Source organism: Methylovorus sp. MM2 (assembly GCF_001648895.1).
Lineage (GTDB): Bacteria > Pseudomonadota > Gammaproteobacteria > Burkholderiales > Methylophilaceae > MM1.
Genome location: NZ_LXUF01000001.1, coordinates 401,832 through 417,774 on the forward strand (window position 1 = coordinate 401,832; position 15,943 = coordinate 417,774).

Below are 15,943 nucleotides of genomic sequence, written 5' to 3' on the forward strand. Positions count from 1 at the left end.
GATGCATCGCTCCAATACTTTTCGCGCGTTTGCTGCATTGATCCTGTTGACCCTGCTGTGGGGTTACAACTGGGTGGTGATGAAGCATGCATTGCAGTTCGCTGGCGCATTTGAGTTTAGCGCCATGCGGACTGTTTTTGGAGCAGTCTGTCTTTTTGTAGTATTGCTCGTGATGCGCAAGCCTTTGCGCCCGAGAGAGGTTCCTACGCTGATATTGCTCGGTGTCTTGCAAACCAGTGGGTTTACTGGTCTGATCATCTGGGCGCTAGTGGAGGGCGGTGCTGGCAAAACGGCTGTGCTTACTTACACCATGCCGTTCTGGGTCATGGTGCTGGCATGGCCTTTACTTGGCGAAAAGATTCGTGATGCGCAGTGGTTCTCTGTGTTGTTTTCCTTCATGGGTTTAGTGTTCATTCTTGATCCTCTGCACCTAGGAACCGATATTTTCAGTATGGTCTTGGCTATATTGGGCGGGGTATGTTGGGCGCTTTCTGTCATCGTCGCCAAAAAGTTGCATAAACACGTGCCCGATTTCGATCTTCTATCGTTAACTGCTTGGCAGATGCTATTGGGGTCTATCCCCATTGTGATTGTCGCCTTGATTGTGCCCGCGCCGCCCATCCAATGGACGCCTGAGTTTATCGGCGATATCGTCTTCAATGCCGTGTTATGCAATGCCTTGGCTTGGATGCTATGGCTATATGCATTGCAACGCCTTTCTGCTGGCGTTGCTAGTATGACATCACTGCTTGCCCCGGTAATCGGCGTGATCGCTGCGTGGCTGCAATTGGGAGAGAAACCGGGCTCAGGTGAAATGTTCGGTATGGTGCTGATTGGCATCTCGCTCATTATTATTTCTGTGCGCAGCATCATCAAACATGAGCGGGTAGAGCCTGCAATGGGGCAGGATTAGCGCATCTCGTCTGTGGTAGAATCGCATCAAATTTTCAGGAACTGATAGGATTCTACAAAATGGCAGGGCATTCCAAATGGGCCAATATTCAGCATCGTAAAGGCCGTCAAGACGCCAAACGCGGCAAGATATTCACCAAGCTCATCAAAGAAATTACCGTATCTGCCCGTCTGGGTGGCGGTGACATCAACTTCAATCCCCGTTTACGTGCAGCAGTGGCAGAAGCCAAAGAAGAGAATATGCCTTCTGATAACATCACGCGCGCAATCAAACGTGGTACGGGTGAGCTGGAGGGTGTCAATTACGAAGAGATTCGCTACGAAGGCTATGGCATCAGTGGTGCGGCGATCATCATCGATTGCCTGACTGATAACAAGCAGCGTGCCGTTGCTGATGTGCGTCATGCATTAAGCAAGAATGGCGGTAATCTGGGGACTGATGGCTCAGTTGCCTTCATGTTCAAGCACTGCGGCACATTGGTATATGAGCCCGGCACAAGTGAAGATAAAGTCATGGAAGCTGCATTGGAGGCTGGTGCGGAAGATATCATCACCGATGAAGATGGCAGTATCGAAGTCATCACCGCCCCCGGTGATTTCACTGTCGTTAAAGAAGCGCTGGAGGCGGCAGGTCTTAAAGCTGTGCTGGCTGAAGTGACGATGAAGCCATCAAACGAAACCGTATTCACCGGTGACGATGCAGCCAAGATGCAGAAACTGCTCGATGCGCTAGAAGACCTCGATGATGTGCAGGATGTATACACGACAGCAGTTATCGAAGAGTGACCAGTTTTCGCATCCTTGGCATTGATCCTGGCCTGCGTTTGACAGGTTTTGGCGTCATTGAAAAAACTGGCGAGAAGATAAGCTATATCGCCAGTGGTACGATCAAAACCACAACGGGTAAGGGTGCAGAAATAGAAGATTTGCCTACGCGACTCAAGACCATTCTGGATGGTTTGCAGGAAGTGATTACTACCTATCACCCTGATCAGGTGTCCATCGAAAAAGTATTCGTTAACGTCAATCCGCAATCTACATTATTATTAGGTCAGGCGCGTGGTGCTGCCATTTGCGCTGCCGTCATCCAGAACCTGCCTGTGGCTGAATACACGGCCTTGCAGGTCAAGCAGTCGGTAGTGGGCAATGGCCATGCCGCGAAAGAGCAAGTGCAAGAGATGGTGAAGCGATTATTAAAACTACCAGGCCTGCCAAAGCCGGATTCGGCAGATGCACTTGCGTGTGCTATCTGCCATGCACACGGGGGGCAGGGTTTGGGTAAACTGGCAACAGCAGGATTCAGGGTAAAGGGTGGCAGGTTAATATGATTGCGCGTTTAAGCGGTACCCTCATCGAGAAGACTCCACCTCAGGTCGTCATCGACTGCAATGGTGTGGGCTATGAGTGTGAAGTGCCCATGAGTACCTTCTATAACTTACCTGCAATCGGTGAAAAAGTAGTGTTACTTACGCAATTCATTGTGCGTGAAGATGCACAACTGCTTTACGGATTTGGCAGTGATCAAGAGCGCGTGACATTCCGTCAATTGCTCAAGGTGAACGGAATCGGCGCGAAATCAGCGCTCGCTATTCTAAGTGGATTATCTGTCGATGATCTTGCGCAGGCCGTGGCATTGCAAGAACCTGCTTTGCTGACACGTGTTCCCGGGGTCGGCAAAAAAACAGCCGAACGTCTATTACTTGAGCTAAAAGATAAATTTACCATAGACGGCGTTTCGCTTTCAGGCATCACTCAAGCAAAGTCTGCCAGTGGCGATGTATTGAATGCATTGCTGGCACTTGGGTACAATGAGCGAGAAGCGCTTGCTGCAGTTAAACAATTACCTGCTGATGTCGTCGTTGCCGAAGGCATCCGCCTTGCGCTTAAATCACTCTCGAAATCTTAAATATACATGATCGAAACCGACCGTCTCATCGCCGCCGCACCAGAAAGCCCGCAGGAAGAAGCGCTTGAGCGCGCCCTGCGCCCCAAGGCGTTGGATGAGTATGTCGGCCAGGAAAAAGCGCGCGGTCAGTTGGAGATATTCATCAATGCCGCCCGTGGACGTAGCGAGGCGCTTGATCATGTATTGCTATTTGGTCCCCCTGGTTTAGGCAAGACCACATTGGCGCATATCATTGCCAAGGAGATGGGCGTTAATCTGCGTCAGACCTCCGGCCCCGTGCTTGAGCGCGCGGGTGATTTAGCTGCGCTGCTCACTAACCTTGAACCAAACGATGTGCTATTCATCGATGAGATCCATCGGCTATCTCCGGTAGTAGAAGAAATCCTCTACCCGGCAATGGAAGATTACCGTTTAGATATCATGATCGGTGAAGGCCCTGCTGCCCGTTCTGTGCGCCTTGATCTCCCCCCATTCACACTGGTCGGCGCAACGACGCGCGCAGGTATGTTGACCAACCCTTTACGTGACCGTTTCGGTATCGTCTCGCGTCTTGAGTTCTACACTTCAGAAGAACTTGCCCGCATCGTTAACCGCTCGGCTGGTTTGCTCGAAGTTGAGATGCAGGATGAAGGTGCCCTTGAGATCGCTAAACGCTCACGCGGTACACCACGTATTGCCAATCGCTTATTAAGACGTGTCCGTGATTACGCACAGGTCAAGGCAAATGGTATCGTCACTTCTGATATCGCTGATGCTGCACTGAAGATGCTTGACGTCGATAAACTCGGTTTTGATGTCATGGATAGAAAGCTATTATTGGCCGTGTTAGAAAAATTTGGTGGGGGTCCGGTGGGGCTGGATAACCTCGCCGCCGCCATCGGCGAAGAGCGTGATACCATAGAAGATGTGCTGGAACCTTACCTGATTCAGCAGGGCTACCTCATGCGCACGCCGCGTGGACGCATCGCTACCCAGCAGTCATACCAGCATTTTGGCTTGCCTTTGCCTAAAGCGTTAGCTTCTGGAGAGTTATGGCAGGAGTAAGCGAATTCAGTTGGCCTATTCGGGTCTACTACGAGGATAGTGATGCAGGTGGCGTGGTCTATCACGCCAATTATCTAAATTTCATGGAACGCGCGCGTACCGAGTGGCTGCGCCATTTGGGTTTTGAGCAAACGGAACTCAAAAGCCATCATGCGGTCTTGTTTGTTGTACGTAAGCTTGAGATACAATACAAGAAACCTGCTTGTTTTAATGATTCCCTGCTTGTGAATACACGTCTGGTGAATCTGAAAAATAGCTTAATGGAGTTTGAACAGGTTATAAAGCGTGGTGAACAAACCCTAATACAGGCAGTAGTACAGGTCGTCTGTGTCGATGCGCATAAATTTAAGCCAGTCGCAATTCCAACCCCAATTCGTAATGTCATGCTATCAATGGAGTCTGAATGAACTTAACTGACGATATGTCGCTATTTACCTTGCTGTCCGGAGCCAGTGTGCCGGTGCAGTTGGTCATGGCGATTTTACTGCTTACCTCCCTTGCTTCCTGGTGGTACATCTTTATCAAGGTATTTAGCTTAAAAGCTGCCGAACGTGAGATTGTCGATTTCGAGCAGGATTTTTGGCGCGGCGGTGATCTGAATAAGCTTTATGAGTCTGTTAATGCAGGTCGTAAACGCCCGCAAGGCATGTCCAGTATCTTTGAGGCAGGTTTTAAGGAGTTCACACGTCTTAAACGCCAAGGTGGTTTGGAAATGAGTGATATTACCGAAAGCGCTCGTCGTGCGATGCGTGCCGCGTATAACCGTGAGATGGATGATCTTGATGCCCATCTTCCTTTTCTTGCATCGGTTGGCTCAGTCAGTCCATATATCGGTTTGTTCGGTACCGTATGGGGCATCATGAATGCATTCCGTGGTTTGGCCAATATGGCGCAGGCTACATTGGCACACGTTGCCCCCGGTATCGCAGAAGCTTTGATCGCAACCGCTATCGGTCTATTTGCTGCCATCCCGGCGGTGATTGCCTATAACCGTTTTGCGTCATCTGTCGATAGGTTGGCGGTACGCTATGAAAGCTTTATGGAAGAATTCACCAACATCCTGCAACGTAACAAGGGCTAGCCATGTTACGCACGCGTAAACGCAGGATGATGAACCAGATCAACGTCGTTCCCTATATCGATGTGACGCTGGTACTGCTGATCATCTTCATGGTGACTGCGCCGATGACTAATCCGGGCGTTGTTGAATTGCCGCAGGTTGGGCAAACGCTTAAGCAAGCCGCTGCACCGATGGTGATCACGGTCAAAAAAGATGGCAATACCGAGCTGGATAATCAGGCTTTTCCCCGTGACCAATTGCTATTGAATGTACGCCAGAAACTGGAGAAGGATCCCGGTCGTTCTGTCGTGGTCGCGGCCGATGAAAAAGTCGAATACGGCAAAGTCATCGAAGTGATGGATATGCTCAAGCAGGCCAACGTAGAAAAGGTCGGGCTACTCTTTAAGCCAGTCAAATAATCAAAATGATACGCGCCCACGAAAATCCGTTGGCACTTCGCGCTGGGATACTCGCTATTCTGGTTCACGTGGTTTTGCTGGCATTGATGTTTCTCTCTTTCAATTGGCATACTGTGCAGGCAACAAGTGTTGCGCAAGTTGAGCTTTGGAATGAGATTCCTATGCCGCAGAAAGTGGCAAAGCCCTTACCTGAACCTGTGCCGGAAGAACCAAAACCTGAACCGCCAAAACCAGTGATTGAGCCACCAAAACCTGTTGAGCAAGTGCCTGAGCCTAAGGCGGAGATACAAATCAAAAAAGAGTCGGTAAAAGAAGTGAAGCCCAAAAAGGTTGAAGAAAAACCAAAAGAGCCACCTAAACCTGATCCAGTGAAACTAAAAGAAGCTGAGAAAAAGCGTCAGGACGATATACGCAAACTGCAGCAGATGTTTGCAGACGAAGATCAAAAAGCGCAGGCGCCAACTAAGGTCGTTACTGCGCCAGTGAATGATACGCCATCAGTTTCTGCGGCTACACAAAGTCAGTATGCCGGGCTTGTTGACCAGAAGATCAGGCCTTTTGTAAATAAACAGCTTTGTGGCACAGGCAAACCTGTGGTGACATTTGAAATTACATTGATGCCCACTGGTGAGATATTGGGTAGTCCGCGCCTAATCAAAGGCAGTGGTATGTCGGCTTGTGATGACTCTATCGATCGTGCGATTCGTCAGGCAAATCCTTTGCCGAAGCCTCCCGCAGAAATTTTAGCGGTATCAAGGACATTAACCCTTAACTTTCGCCCAAATGATTAGCTTTTATTTGGTAAAATAACTTTCATTCGCATTAAGGAACTTTGTGGTACTTTTTTGCCCTAAATAATAATGATAAAAATTCGATTACTACTTATATTCCTATTTTTGATGTTGCCGATGGTCGGCAAAGCTGCGCTCACGGTTGAAATCGTCGGCGGTGCTCAGCAGCAGATACCTATCGCCATCGTGCCATTTGCGCAGAATGCACCAATACCAGATGCAGTCTCGCAAGACAATATCTCGACTATCATCGGCGCTGACCTTCGCCGCAGCGGTTTGTTCCGCGTGCTGGAGACGCGTGGTGTTGCGAACCAGCCATCTACTGTTGCTGATGTGCGCTACGCGGAGTGGGCATCCATCCAAGCGCAGGCATTAACCATCGGCACTGTAGAAACTTTGCCCGGTAATCGCCTCAAGGTATCTTTCCGTTTATTGGATGTGCTTAAACAGAATCAGTTGGCTGGTGTTGAATACAATATCACTCCTGCCCAGCTTCGCATTACCGCGCACAAGATCGCAGATATCATCTATGAGAAGCTAACAGGTGAAAAAGGCGTGTTCGCTACGCGTATCAGCTATGTAAGCAAAGCAAATGGACGATATTCTCTTCAAGTAGCAGATGCTGACGGATATAACCCGCAAAGTGTCGTATCTTCACTTGAGCCGATTATTTCTCCCTCATGGTCGCCAGATGGCACAAAACTCGCTTATGTTTCATTCGAGAAGAAAAAACCAATCATCTACGTGCAGTCTCTGGTTTCTGGGCAACGTTATGTGTTGGCAAACTTTAAAGGCAATAACAGCGCGCCATCTTGGTCGCCGGATGGTAAGCGGCTTGCTATTGTTCTGACCTACGGAGCAAATTCGCAGATATATGCGATTGATGCTGATGGCACCAATTTGCGGCAACTGACAAAAAGTAGTGCGATTGATACAGAGCCAGTCTGGTCGGCAGATGCCAGCGCTATCTACTTTACGTCTGACCGGGGTGGTAGCCCGCAGATATATAAGATGTCTGCCTCTGGTGGAGATGTTAAGCGCATCACCTTCGATGGTGCGTATAATGTAAGTCCACGCCTTTCTAATGACGGTAAGTCGCTGGCTTATATCCGTCAGGAACAAGGCAGGTTCCGCGTGGCACTGCAAGACTTGGCAAGTGGGCAAGTGCAAGTGCTGAGTGATACATCATTGGATGAATCTCCTAGCTTTGCCCCGAATAACCGCATGATTTTGTATGCAACCAGCGTCAACCGCAAAGGCACGCTGGCTGCTGTTTCAACTGATGGCCGTGTAAAACAAAGGTTGAATGAGGCGATCGGTGATGTACGGGAGCCTGCTTGGAGCCCGGCATTAAACAATTGATTTGTTGTGTAATTTTTATTAAGTCGTAAATCTAAAGGAGAGAATAATGAAGAGAAATATTTTGGTTAGTGCTTTATTGGCGATGATGTTGGTTGCGTGTTCAAGCAAGCCAGTGAAAGACACTACACCAGCCCCTGTTGCAGATAAGAGCGTTGGTACAACAACTGATACTGGTTCAACTACTGGTCTTGAAAATGACTACGGTTTGACTTCTGAATTGACAGACCCTAGCAACATCTTGTCCAAGCGCAGTGTGTATTTCGCGTATGACAAAGATGAAGTGACTGCTGAGTACCGTCCATTGGTTGAAGCACATGCTAAATACCTGTTGGCACATTCAAAAGCCAAGGTCATCTTGCAAGGTAATACGGATGAACGTGGTACGCGTGAATACAACCTTTCACTTGGTCAACGCCGTGCTGTTGCAGTGAAGAGCGTATTGAATGTATTGGGTGTGCAAGATAGCCAAATCGAGACAGTCAGCTTCGGTGAAGAAAAGCCACAAGCTACTGGTACTGATGAAGCTTCATTCAGCAAGAATCGCCGTACTGATATCGTTTACGTAGGCGAATAAGCGTTTTAAAAGGTTATAAATAGATGCGTGGACTGATTCTGGCTGTATCGTGCTGGTTGGCTTTGTTGCAAACAGCACAAGCTGCAATATTTGGTGATGATGAAGCTCGTAAGAAAATCGCTGACGTGCAGCAGCAGGTGCAGACCCAGAATCAGACCCTGCAATCTCTTGATAAGCGTGTAGCCGCACTTGAGGCTGCGATCAAGGGGCAGGGGATGTTGGATTTATTGAGCCAGATTGATCAGCTCAAGCAAGAGTTAAGAACTGTAAAAGGGCAGCAGGAAGTCACTGTCCATGATGTTGAATCTACCCAGCAACGCCAGAACGATCTCTATATTGATGTCGATGGCCGTTTGCGCAAAATTGAAAGTGGCGCTGTTGCCGCTACACCGAATCCCCCAACTGACGTGCCGAATAACACGACGGCTGCTGCAAGCGTCGCTGCTGATACCCCATCAGAAGCCAAAGATTTTGAAGTCGCACAGACGTTATTGAAAACCGGAAAATACAAAGAGGCTTTTGAGGCTTTTGATAAATTCCTCCATACCTATACAACGAGTGCGCGCGTGCCAGAAGCACAGTACTCACTTGGCTTCGCACAGTTTTCTTTGAAGAACTACAAGGCTGCAATTTCTACCCAGCAAAAAGTGCTCAAACAATTTCCTGATAGCGCAAAAGCGCCAGATGCCGCATTCAATATCGCAAATGCACAGATCCAATTAGCAGATATCGAGAGTGCTAAAAAAACGTTACGCGATCTATTGGCAAAATATCCGAATAGCGAAGTCACACCTAGTGCAAAACGCCGTCTTGCTGTACTCGAATCTATCAAAACTCCGTAGTACCCTTTAAATTCGGCATTTCGCAAGCGTATAATCACGCTCCATGACATTGCGTATCCATGAAATCTTCCATTCCCTGCAAGGGGAATCATCCCGTGTAGGCTTGCCGACGGTATTCGTGCGCCTGACAGGTTGCCCGATGCGCTGCGTCTATTGTGATACCGCGTATGCATTCAAAGGCGGTAGTAATATGTCACTGGATGACATCATGGTTGAGGTGGAAAGCCACGGTACCAAATATGTCACTGTTACAGGTGGAGAGCCGCTTGCGCAAAAAGAACAGTGTTTGAATCTGCTCAAGAGATTATGTGATGCTGGCTATAGCGTCTCGCTTGAAACCGGTGGTGCGATTGATACGATGGGTGTTGATGCGCGCGTTTCAGTGATTCTGGATATCAAGACGCCTGATTCCGGCGAGCTTAAAAACAATCATTGGGATAATCTGCAACATTTGAAACCCATTGATGAGATCAAGTTCGTATTGTGTAGTCGTGAAGATTACGATTGGGCGAAGCAACTACTTGCTGAGCAGGCGTTGCATGAGAAATGCCAAGTGATTTTTTCCCCAGTGTTCAGCCAAGTGAATCCCACGGATCTTGCTGATTGGGTGTTGCAAGATAAATTGCCTGTACGTATGCAGGTGCAGTTGCACAAGATTTTATGGGGCGAGACACCAGGAAAATGAAAAAAGCAGTCGTCCTACTTTCTGGCGGACTCGATTCCGCAACGGTTTTAGCCATAGCTCGTAGTCAGGGTTATGAGTGCTATTGCCTGAGCTTGGATTATCATCAGCGTCATTCTGCTGAATTGCATGCAGCTGAGCGTGTCGCCAAGACGCTTGGCGCACAGGCACATAAAACAGTGACTTTGGATCTATCTCTATTTGGCGGGTCTGCGCTGACCGATATGAAGATCGATGTGCCGGAAGCACCATCGCAAGGTATTCCGATTACTTACGTGCCTGCACGTAACACCATTATGCTATCGCTCTCGCTTGCATGGGCTGAAGTATTAGGCGCGCAAGACATATTTATCGGCGTGAATGCCTTGGATTATTCCGGGTATCCCGATTGCCGTGGTGAGTATGTGAAAGCTTTTCAGCAGATGGCGAATCTGGCGACCAAGTCAGCAGTAGAGGGGCACGAGATTACCATTCATGCACCATTGATTGATATGACCAAAGCCGACATCATTCGGCATGGTCATGCTTTAGGGTTTGATTATGGCATGACCGTCTCATGCTATCAGGCAAATGCGCAAGCTGAGGCGTGTGGGCTGTGCGATTCATGCCGTTTTCGCCGTGAAGGTTTTGCGGCAGCAGGCGTTATTGACCCAACGATATATCAGTCAAGATATCACCCGATAGATCAATAACGGAGTTGGTTTTAGGGTGAAAAGTGAGATTTGTCTTGCCAAGCTACTAAAAAATAACGTAAAATCCGCGCCTTTCTGTGTCAATTTAAAAGAGAACAAATTATGGTGATCATTCGTCTCGCACGCGGTGGCGCGAAGAAGACCCCTTTCTATAGCGTAGTAGTTGCGGATTCACGCAACCGTCGCGATGGCCGTTTCATTGAGCGTGTTGGTTTCTACAACCCACTTGCTAAAGAAGGTCAAGAAGGTCTGCGTTTAAACAATGAGCGTATTACTCACTGGCGTAGCAATGGCGCTCAGCTTTCAGAGAGCGTATCGCGCTTGGTGAAACAGGCCGCTAAAGCAGCTTAAGTTAAACTCAGGTGAGTGAAATGGTCGTGATGGGGCGCATCGTCGCCCCTTATGGCATTTATGGCTGGCTAAAAATACAGCCCGACACTGAGATTATTGATGGCCTGCTGGACTATCAGTTTTGGTGGTTAGGCCGTGGTGATCAGTGGCAGAAATTCTCACTGGAAACCGCTAAGGTGCATGGTCAGACACTGCTCGTAAAATTAGATGGTGTGAATGATCGTGATGCAGCTTTCGCATTTAAGGGTAAACAGATTGCTGTTCCCCGCGAAGAGTTGCCAGCACCGGAAGATAATGAGTATTACTGGTCTGATCTCATCGGCTTGAAAGTGACTAATCAGCAACAGGTTGAGTTTGGTTTGATCACCGATGTTTTTGAGACTGGCGCCAATGATGTGCTGGTCGTCAAAAGCGATCAGGAGCGCTTGATCCCTTTCATCGATCAGGTCGTGCTTGAAGTGGATATACAAGCCAAGACGATGCTGGTTGATTGGGATGCTGATTTTTGAGTAAGCCATTGCAGTTTGATGTGATTACGCTGTTCCCGCAGATGTTCGATGCGATCAGCAAATACGGCATCACGGCAAGAGCGTTGGAAAAAGAGATTTATGGATTGTCATTGTGGAATCCACGCGATTTCACTACAGACAATCATCGTACGGTCGATGATAGACCCTATGGCGGTGGCCCCGGCATGGTGATGCTGGCGGAACCGTTAGAAAGAGCGATTAGTGCTGCTGTTAACAGGCAGCAGGCAGCAGGTGTAACAAAGCCTAAGGTGGTGCATCTATCGCCGCAAGGTAAGCCGCTTACCCATCAGCATGTGATGGCGTTAGCAAGCGAGCCGGGTTTGGTTTTACTTGCCAGCCGTTATGAAGGTGTGGATGAGCGATTGCTGGATCGTTTAGTGGATGAAGAGTATTCCATTGGTGATTACGTACTGTCGGGTGGTGAATTACCTGCAATGGTATTGATAGATGCAATCGTGCGGCAGTTGCCCGGTACTTTGGGTGATGCGGATTCTGCAACAGAAGATTCGTTTGTGGATGGCTTGCTGGATTGCCCGCACTATACGAGGCCAGAAGAATACGCTGGTGTGAAAGTACCTGAGATATTATTGTCAGGTAATCACGCCAAGATAAAGCATTGGCGATTGAAACAATCGCTAGCAAGAACCCGGGCAAGACGTCCGGATTTATTGGCCGTAAGGTCGTTGTCAAAAGAGGAGTCTCGGCTGCTTAAAGAACTCGATATCGAGCAATCTTCAGAGCAGGAACAAGACTCGTAAAACTAGAAGGAGCAACAAGTGGCAGATATTATTCAACAATTAGAGCAGGATGAAATTGCTCGCTTAGGTAAGACTATCCCTAGTTTTGCGCCTGGTGACACAGTCATCGTTGGTGTGAACGTGGTTGAAGGTACACGTAAACGTGTGCAGGCGTATGAAGGCGTTGTGATCGCGATCCGTAATCGTGGTCTGAACTCATCTTTCATCGTACGTAAAATCTCTTCAGGTGAAGGCGTTGAGCGTACATTCCAAACATACTCACCATTGATCGCTAGCATTGAAGTTAAGCGTCGCGGTGATGTACGCCGTAGCAAGCTTTACTACTTGCGTGAGCGCTCAGGTAAGTCAGCACGTATCAAAGAAAAACTGAAAGCGCGTGACCGTGATGTTGCGCCGCCAGAAAGTGCATCAGCAGAGTAATTTGCTGGTTCGGAAGATAAAAAGCCCCGTTATTGGGGCTTTTTTGTTTTTGTGGATTAAGGTCATTGTCAGATTGCTTGGGGTCGCTGGTAAGTTACGCTAAGATAATGCCATGGAACAATATGATGCGATCGTTCCTGCTGCCTTCGGTGCGGTAGGTATCCAAACTAAAGATGATTTCTTGATCGGTATCAGCCTACTGGTCGGGTCGCATGCAGAGAAGCGTTCTTCAGATATCTTTACCCAAAGCGTAGTCAGTCAAGTCGCTCGGTATCTAAAAGCTCCACATAACCATATGCAGGTGCCTTTTGCCGTGTCGGGCACGCATTTTCAGAAACGTGTGTGGCAGGCTATTGCGGCGATACCCAGTGGCAAAGTGTTGACGTATAGCGAGCTTGCGGCAAAAGTCGGCTCAGGTCCACGTGCCGTGGCTAATGCCTGTGGCGCGAACCATATCCCTTTGTTTGTTCCATGCCACCGGGTCGTTGCAAAAAACGGATTAGGTGGATTCATGCAAGGAACAGAGGGCGGGCTCGCAATCAAGCAATGGCTGCTTTCACATGAAAAGACGCATGCTTGACGCCAGCCAAGCTCTGCTAGATGAGTTTATCGATCGTATCTGGCTTGAAGAGGGATTAGCCCGCAACACTTTGGATAGTTATCGGCAGGATTTGAGTCAATATGCGCAATGGCTGGAAAAGACCAATGCCAAGAATCTTTTGCAGACTGAGCAGTATGATATAGAGCAATATCTGGCATTTGTGACGAAGGTCAAAGGTAGCAAAGCCAGAAGCGTTAGTCGCCTGGTTGCCAGTTTGCGCAGGTTGTATCGGTTTGCTTTGCGAGAAAACCGCATTAGCGTAGATCCTACCTTGCAAATAGAATCCCCTAAATTGCCGCGATCCTTGCCTAAAAGCCTCAGTGAGCAGGCGGTTGAGGATTTACTCAATGCGCCAAACCTTAATGAGCCACTGGGTTTGCGTGACCGCGCCATGTTGGAGGTTCTCTATGCCAGTGGTTTACGGGTATCTGAGCTGGTTGGTTTGAAAGTCACTGAAGTCAGTTTGAATGAAGGTGTGGTGAGAGCCACAGGTAAAGGCAGCAAGACGCGCTTAGTGCCCCTGGGTGAAGAAGCTGTCGATTGGGTATCGCGTTATCTGCAAGAATCGCGTCCGCAATTGCTGCAAAAAAGATTAAGCGATAGCCTGTTCGTCACTCAGCGCGGCGAGGGCATGACCCGCCAAGCCTTCTGGTACCTGATCAAGCGCTATGCTTTGGTGGCAGGTATCAATACGCATATGTCACCCCATGTTTTGCGCCATGCATTTGCTACACATCTGCTGAATCATGGTGCGGATTTACGCGTGGTGCAGATGCTTTTAGGGCATGCCGATATCTCTACCACCCAGATTTATATACATGTGGCACGTGAGCGCTTGAAACAGCTACATAGCCAACATCATCCCAGAGGTTAGGGTTTTACGCCTCTCTCAATCACTACGCCAAGTGCTTTTAGTCCCGGTAGTATCCCCGGCTTCGCTACTTTTATTTTCACCCAAGGTGCGCCAAATTCGGTTAATACGATTTGGCATAAATGTTCCGCTAACGCCTCAACCAGTTTGAAGCTGTTTGTTTTGAGCGTTTCGCGAAAGCGTGCGACAACTTGCCCATAATCTATGGTGTCTTCTATAGCATCCGTTTGGCACGATTGACTATGCGGCATAGCAATCTCAATATCTAGCACAATAGTCTGTGCAACTAGCCGTTCCCAATCTGGAACACCGAGTTTCGTTTCAACTTTTACTTCGCTAAGAAAAATAATATCCATATCGGGAAAATACTATCCATATCGTTTAGAATCCATTTCTTTGAATTTTAGAGCATCTGGGATGACTGAGCAGGCTTTTATTGAAATAGTGTTTGTTATCGGTGCTTATTTATTAGGCTCGGTATCGTTCGGTATCGTTGTAAGCAAGCTATTTGGCCTGCCTGATCCGCGTACCGTGGGCTCCGGTAATCCCGGCGCTACCAATGTATTACGAAGTGGTAAAAAACTCGCTGCTTTGTTGACTTTGTTGGGGGATGCTTTCAAAGGCTGGTTTGCCGTGTGGCTGGCAATTTTTTGTGGCCTGAGTAATGAAGTGGTCTGTTTTGTTGCTTTAGCTGTATTTATTGGACACCTTTATCCAGTCTATTACCGATTCAAGGGCGGCAAGGGCGTCGCAACAGCACTTGGGGTATTGCTTGCATTGTCAGGCTGGCTTGGGCTTGCGGTATTGCTAACTTGGGCTGCGGTATTCGCTATATCTCGCTATTCTTCCTTAGCTGCATTGGTTGCTGCTATTCTCGCACCCGCATATTCTTGGTTCCTGATTAGTTCAGTGGGCTATATCATCGTGGTATTTATTTTGACCATATTCTTGGTATGGCGGCATCGTAGCAATATTGTCAAACTACTCAATGGCACCGAATCAGGCTTCGGTAAGAAGTGAGTTTAAGTGGATGTTGATGGAGCCTGAAGCTCTGCCAGGTCCCAACGAGGTCTCACAGTAAAGCCATGATCGCCTTGCGTTGCATGATGCATACGCATGGCACCAGCAAAAGCGATCATCGCTCCGTTATCTGTGCAGAACTCTAAGCGTGGGTAATGTACCTTGCACAATTTTCGTTTTGTGGCCGCATTAAGGCTTGCACGTAAGCGTTGGTTTGCGCCAACCCCGCCCGAGACGATCAAGCTATCCAACCCTGTTTCACGTAAAGCAGACATACACTTGGTTGAGAGTACTTCAGTCACTGCCTCTTGGAAGGCATGAGCAATGTCTGCTTTAACTTGCTCGGTAAGTTCGCCATCCACCTTGTGTTGATTGACCAGTGTCAATACAGCTGTTTTCAGGCCACTGAAACTAAAGTTCAAATCCCCGCTATTGAGCATGGGTCTCGGTAGTTTGAATCGGTCAGGTGTTCCAAGTGTGGCTAATTTAGAGATAGCTGGGCCACCGGGATAGCTCAACCGTAATAATTTAGCCGTTTTATCAAAAGCTTCACCAGCGGCATCATCAAGCGTATCGCCTAGCAGTTCATATTTGCCGATACCGTCTACCCGCATCAATTGCGTATGACCACCTGACACAAGTAGCGCTACAAATGGAAAGTCCGGTGGATTATCTTCCAGTAACGGTGCCAATAAATGACCTTCCAAATGGTGCACACCGACTGTTGGCACGTCGAGCGTAAATGCGAGCGCTTCGGCGATGCTAGTGCCGACCAATAACGCACCAGATAAGCCAGGGCCTTGCGTATAGGCGATACCGTCAATGTCTTTTAATGTTAAACCAGCTTGCGTCAATACATGCTGCGTTAGTGGTATGGCACGACGGATATGGTCACGTGAAGCTAATTCTGGCACCACGCCGCCGTACTCTGCATGCATATCGATTTGAGAATGAAGCGCGTGTGCCAGCAAGCCTTTATCGGTATCGTAAAGCGCTATGCCGGTTTCATCGCAGGATGATTCGACGCCGAGAACTAACATTGAACAGTCACTAACATGGTGAATTTGAATGAAAATGCTTGATAGAGATTGATAAAACTGTAATCAAC

The 15,943-nt window shown here is 48.3% G+C and carries 23 protein-coding genes; 21 read left to right on the forward strand and 2 right to left on the reverse strand.

Translation table 11 applies throughout. From position 1 onward, the window contains the following. Nucleotide 1 precedes the first annotated feature (1 nt). The 20 genes from A7981_RS01775 to xerD all read left to right on the forward strand — a co-directional run bounded on the left by A7981_RS01775 (nt 2) and on the right by xerD (nt 13,818). Entirely contained in the window at nt 2–913 is a 912-nt protein-coding gene (locus A7981_RS01775) for a DMT family transporter (protein WP_067263161.1), read from the forward strand. Nucleotides 914–972: 59 nt separating this feature from the next. Next, a complete protein-coding gene (locus A7981_RS01780; protein WP_067263164.1) occupies nt 973–1,698 on the forward strand; it encodes a YebC/PmpR family DNA-binding transcriptional regulator in 726 nt (241 codons plus the stop codon). Beyond that, nucleotides 1,695–2,240, forward strand: a complete 546-nt coding sequence (ruvC, locus tag A7981_RS01785) for a crossover junction endodeoxyribonuclease RuvC (RefSeq protein WP_067263167.1) — start codon at nt 1,695–1,697, stop codon at nt 2,238–2,240. Before A7981_RS01780 ends, ruvC begins: the two co-directional genes overlap by 4 nt. Continuing rightward, a complete protein-coding gene (gene ruvA, locus A7981_RS01790) occupies nt 2,237–2,818 on the forward strand; it encodes a Holliday junction branch migration protein RuvA (RefSeq protein WP_067263170.1) in 582 nt (193 codons plus the stop codon). Before ruvC ends, ruvA begins: the two co-directional genes overlap by 4 nt. Before the next feature lie 6 nt (nt 2,819–2,824). After that, complete coding sequence (gene ruvB / locus A7981_RS01795) at nt 2,825–3,862, forward strand: Holliday junction branch migration DNA helicase RuvB (protein WP_067263175.1); 1,038 nt, start codon at nt 2,825–2,827, stop codon at nt 3,860–3,862. Further along, on the forward strand, nt 3,850–4,269 hold the full coding sequence (ybgC, locus tag A7981_RS01800) for a tol-pal system-associated acyl-CoA thioesterase (protein ID WP_067263180.1): 420 nt from the start codon (nt 3,850–3,852) through the stop codon (nt 4,267–4,269). The genes ruvB and ybgC overlap by 13 nt, the downstream gene beginning before the upstream one ends. Beyond that, nucleotides 4,266–4,943, forward strand: coding sequence for a protein TolQ (tolQ, locus tag A7981_RS01805; RefSeq protein ID WP_067263183.1), 678 nt, complete (start codon nt 4,266–4,268; stop codon nt 4,941–4,943). The genes ybgC and tolQ overlap by 4 nt, the downstream gene beginning before the upstream one ends. A 2-nt stretch (nt 4,944–4,945) precedes the next feature. Then, nucleotides 4,946–5,341, forward strand: a complete 396-nt coding sequence (locus A7981_RS01810) for an ExbD/TolR family protein (RefSeq protein ID WP_067263185.1) — start codon at nt 4,946–4,948, stop codon at nt 5,339–5,341. A gap of 5 nt (nt 5,342–5,346) precedes the next feature. Further along, nucleotides 5,347–6,132 (forward strand): cell envelope integrity protein TolA, encoded by a 786-nt coding sequence (locus A7981_RS12370; RefSeq protein WP_067263187.1) that lies wholly within the window; start codon nt 5,347–5,349, stop codon nt 6,130–6,132. A 108-nt stretch (nt 6,133–6,240) separates the two neighbouring features. Then, nucleotides 6,241–7,494, forward strand: coding sequence for a Tol-Pal system beta propeller repeat protein TolB (gene tolB / locus A7981_RS01820; RefSeq protein WP_254258524.1), 1,254 nt, complete (start codon nt 6,241–6,243; stop codon nt 7,492–7,494). A 46-nt stretch (nt 7,495–7,540) separates the two neighbouring features. After that, nucleotides 7,541–8,068 (forward strand): peptidoglycan-associated lipoprotein Pal, encoded by a 528-nt coding sequence (pal, locus tag A7981_RS01825; protein WP_067263193.1) that lies wholly within the window; start codon nt 7,541–7,543, stop codon nt 8,066–8,068. A 23-nt stretch (nt 8,069–8,091) separates the two neighbouring features. Then, the gene (ybgF, locus tag A7981_RS01830) at nt 8,092–8,910 is read left to right on the forward strand and encodes a tol-pal system protein YbgF (RefSeq protein ID WP_067263196.1); all 819 of its coding nucleotides are present in this window, start codon (nt 8,092–8,094) and stop codon (nt 8,908–8,910) included. A gap of 43 nt (nt 8,911–8,953) precedes the next feature. Further along, entirely contained in the window at nt 8,954–9,595 is a 642-nt protein-coding gene (gene queE, locus A7981_RS01835) for a 7-carboxy-7-deazaguanine synthase QueE (RefSeq protein WP_067263199.1), read from the forward strand. Beyond that, nucleotides 9,592–10,284, forward strand: a complete 693-nt coding sequence (gene queC / locus A7981_RS01840; RefSeq protein ID WP_067263202.1) for a 7-cyano-7-deazaguanine synthase QueC — start codon at nt 9,592–9,594, stop codon at nt 10,282–10,284. Before queE ends, queC begins: the two co-directional genes overlap by 4 nt. 102 nt (nt 10,285–10,386) lie before the next feature. Continuing rightward, nucleotides 10,387–10,635, forward strand: a complete 249-nt coding sequence (gene rpsP, locus A7981_RS01845) for a 30S ribosomal protein S16 (RefSeq protein ID WP_067263204.1) — start codon at nt 10,387–10,389, stop codon at nt 10,633–10,635. A gap of 20 nt (nt 10,636–10,655) precedes the next feature. Beyond that, complete coding sequence (gene rimM / locus A7981_RS01850) at nt 10,656–11,144, forward strand: ribosome maturation factor RimM (RefSeq protein WP_067263208.1); 489 nt, start codon at nt 10,656–10,658, stop codon at nt 11,142–11,144. A gap of 8 nt (nt 11,145–11,152) precedes the next feature. Next, complete coding sequence (gene trmD / locus A7981_RS01855; protein ID WP_067266376.1) at nt 11,153–11,923, forward strand: tRNA (guanosine(37)-N1)-methyltransferase TrmD; 771 nt, start codon at nt 11,153–11,155, stop codon at nt 11,921–11,923. 18 nt (nt 11,924–11,941) lie between these two features. Further along, nucleotides 11,942–12,343, forward strand: a complete 402-nt coding sequence (gene rplS, locus A7981_RS01860) for a 50S ribosomal protein L19 (RefSeq protein WP_067263211.1) — start codon at nt 11,942–11,944, stop codon at nt 12,341–12,343. 112 nt (nt 12,344–12,455) lie between these two features. Beyond that, nucleotides 12,456–12,923, forward strand: coding sequence for a methylated-DNA--[protein]-cysteine S-methyltransferase (locus tag A7981_RS01865; protein ID WP_067263215.1), 468 nt, complete (start codon nt 12,456–12,458; stop codon nt 12,921–12,923). Next, nucleotides 12,904–13,818, forward strand: coding sequence for a site-specific tyrosine recombinase XerD (gene xerD, locus A7981_RS01870; protein WP_254258472.1), 915 nt, complete (start codon nt 12,904–12,906; stop codon nt 13,816–13,818). The genes A7981_RS01865 and xerD overlap by 20 nt, the downstream gene beginning before the upstream one ends. Here the strand turns inward: xerD and A7981_RS01875 are convergent. Beyond that, nucleotides 13,815–14,171, reverse strand: coding sequence for a dihydroneopterin aldolase (locus tag A7981_RS01875; protein ID WP_067263220.1), 357 nt, complete (start codon nt 14,169–14,171; stop codon nt 13,815–13,817). The two genes, xerD and A7981_RS01875, sit on opposite strands and share 4 nt — an antisense overlap. A 61-nt stretch (nt 14,172–14,232) precedes the next feature. Here A7981_RS01875 and plsY point away from each other — a divergent pair, with 61 nt between their 5' ends. Continuing rightward, nucleotides 14,233–14,835, forward strand: coding sequence for a glycerol-3-phosphate 1-O-acyltransferase PlsY (gene plsY / locus A7981_RS01880; protein WP_067263224.1), 603 nt, complete (start codon nt 14,233–14,235; stop codon nt 14,833–14,835). A gap of 2 nt (nt 14,836–14,837) precedes the next feature. Here the strand turns inward: plsY and tsaD are convergent, their stop codons facing one another. Further along, nucleotides 14,838–15,875: a tRNA (adenosine(37)-N6)-threonylcarbamoyltransferase complex transferase subunit TsaD gene (tsaD, locus tag A7981_RS01885; RefSeq protein WP_067263227.1), complete on the reverse strand. Its 1,038-nt coding sequence runs from the start codon at nt 15,873–15,875 to the stop codon at nt 14,838–14,840. Between the last annotated feature and the right edge of the window lie 68 nt (nt 15,876–15,943).

What these genes read in the sequence shown, in the direction of transcription:
- ruvA (WP_067263170.1), top strand. Translation starts at nt 2,237, where the DNA reads ATGATTGCGCGTTTAAGCGGTACCCTCATCGAGAAGACTCCACCTCAG.
- A7981_RS01810 (WP_067263185.1), top strand. Translation starts at nt 4,946, where the DNA reads ATGTTACGCACGCGTAAACGCAGGATGATGAACCAGATCAACGTCGTT.
- plsY (WP_067263224.1), top strand. Translation starts at nt 14,233, where the DNA reads ATGACTGAGCAGGCTTTTATTGAAATAGTGTTTGTTATCGGTGCTTAT.
- A7981_RS01865 (WP_067263215.1), top strand. Translation starts at nt 12,456, where the DNA reads ATGGAACAATATGATGCGATCGTTCCTGCTGCCTTCGGTGCGGTAGGT.
- rimM (WP_067263208.1), top strand. Translation starts at nt 10,656, where the DNA reads ATGGTCGTGATGGGGCGCATCGTCGCCCCTTATGGCATTTATGGCTGG.
- ybgC (WP_067263180.1), top strand. Translation starts at nt 3,850, where the DNA reads ATGGCAGGAGTAAGCGAATTCAGTTGGCCTATTCGGGTCTACTACGAG.
- tolQ (WP_067263183.1), top strand. Translation starts at nt 4,266, where the DNA reads ATGAACTTAACTGACGATATGTCGCTATTTACCTTGCTGTCCGGAGCC.
- A7981_RS01775 (WP_067263161.1), top strand. Translation starts at nt 2, where the DNA reads ATGCATCGCTCCAATACTTTTCGCGCGTTTGCTGCATTGATCCTGTTG.
- queC (WP_067263202.1), top strand. Translation starts at nt 9,592, where the DNA reads ATGAAAAAAGCAGTCGTCCTACTTTCTGGCGGACTCGATTCCGCAACG.
- A7981_RS12370 (WP_067263187.1), top strand. Translation starts at nt 5,347, where the DNA reads ATGATACGCGCCCACGAAAATCCGTTGGCACTTCGCGCTGGGATACTC.
- queE (WP_067263199.1), top strand. Translation starts at nt 8,954, where the DNA reads ATGACATTGCGTATCCATGAAATCTTCCATTCCCTGCAAGGGGAATCA.
- pal (WP_067263193.1), top strand. Translation starts at nt 7,541, where the DNA reads ATGAAGAGAAATATTTTGGTTAGTGCTTTATTGGCGATGATGTTGGTT.
- A7981_RS01875 (WP_067263220.1), bottom strand. Translation starts at nt 14,171, where the DNA reads ATGGATATTATTTTTCTTAGCGAAGTAAAAGTTGAAACGAAACTCGGT.
- tolB (WP_254258524.1), top strand. Translation starts at nt 6,241, where the DNA reads ATGTTGCCGATGGTCGGCAAAGCTGCGCTCACGGTTGAAATCGTCGGC.
- A7981_RS01780 (WP_067263164.1), top strand. Translation starts at nt 973, where the DNA reads ATGGCAGGGCATTCCAAATGGGCCAATATTCAGCATCGTAAAGGCCGT.
- tsaD (WP_067263227.1), bottom strand. Translation starts at nt 15,875, where the DNA reads ATGTTAGTTCTCGGCGTCGAATCATCCTGCGATGAAACCGGCATAGCG.
- ruvB (WP_067263175.1), top strand. Translation starts at nt 2,825, where the DNA reads ATGATCGAAACCGACCGTCTCATCGCCGCCGCACCAGAAAGCCCGCAG.
- ybgF (WP_067263196.1), top strand. Translation starts at nt 8,092, where the DNA reads ATGCGTGGACTGATTCTGGCTGTATCGTGCTGGTTGGCTTTGTTGCAA.
- xerD (WP_254258472.1), top strand. Translation starts at nt 12,904, where the DNA reads ATGAAAAGACGCATGCTTGACGCCAGCCAAGCTCTGCTAGATGAGTTT.
- rpsP (WP_067263204.1), top strand. Translation starts at nt 10,387, where the DNA reads ATGGTGATCATTCGTCTCGCACGCGGTGGCGCGAAGAAGACCCCTTTC.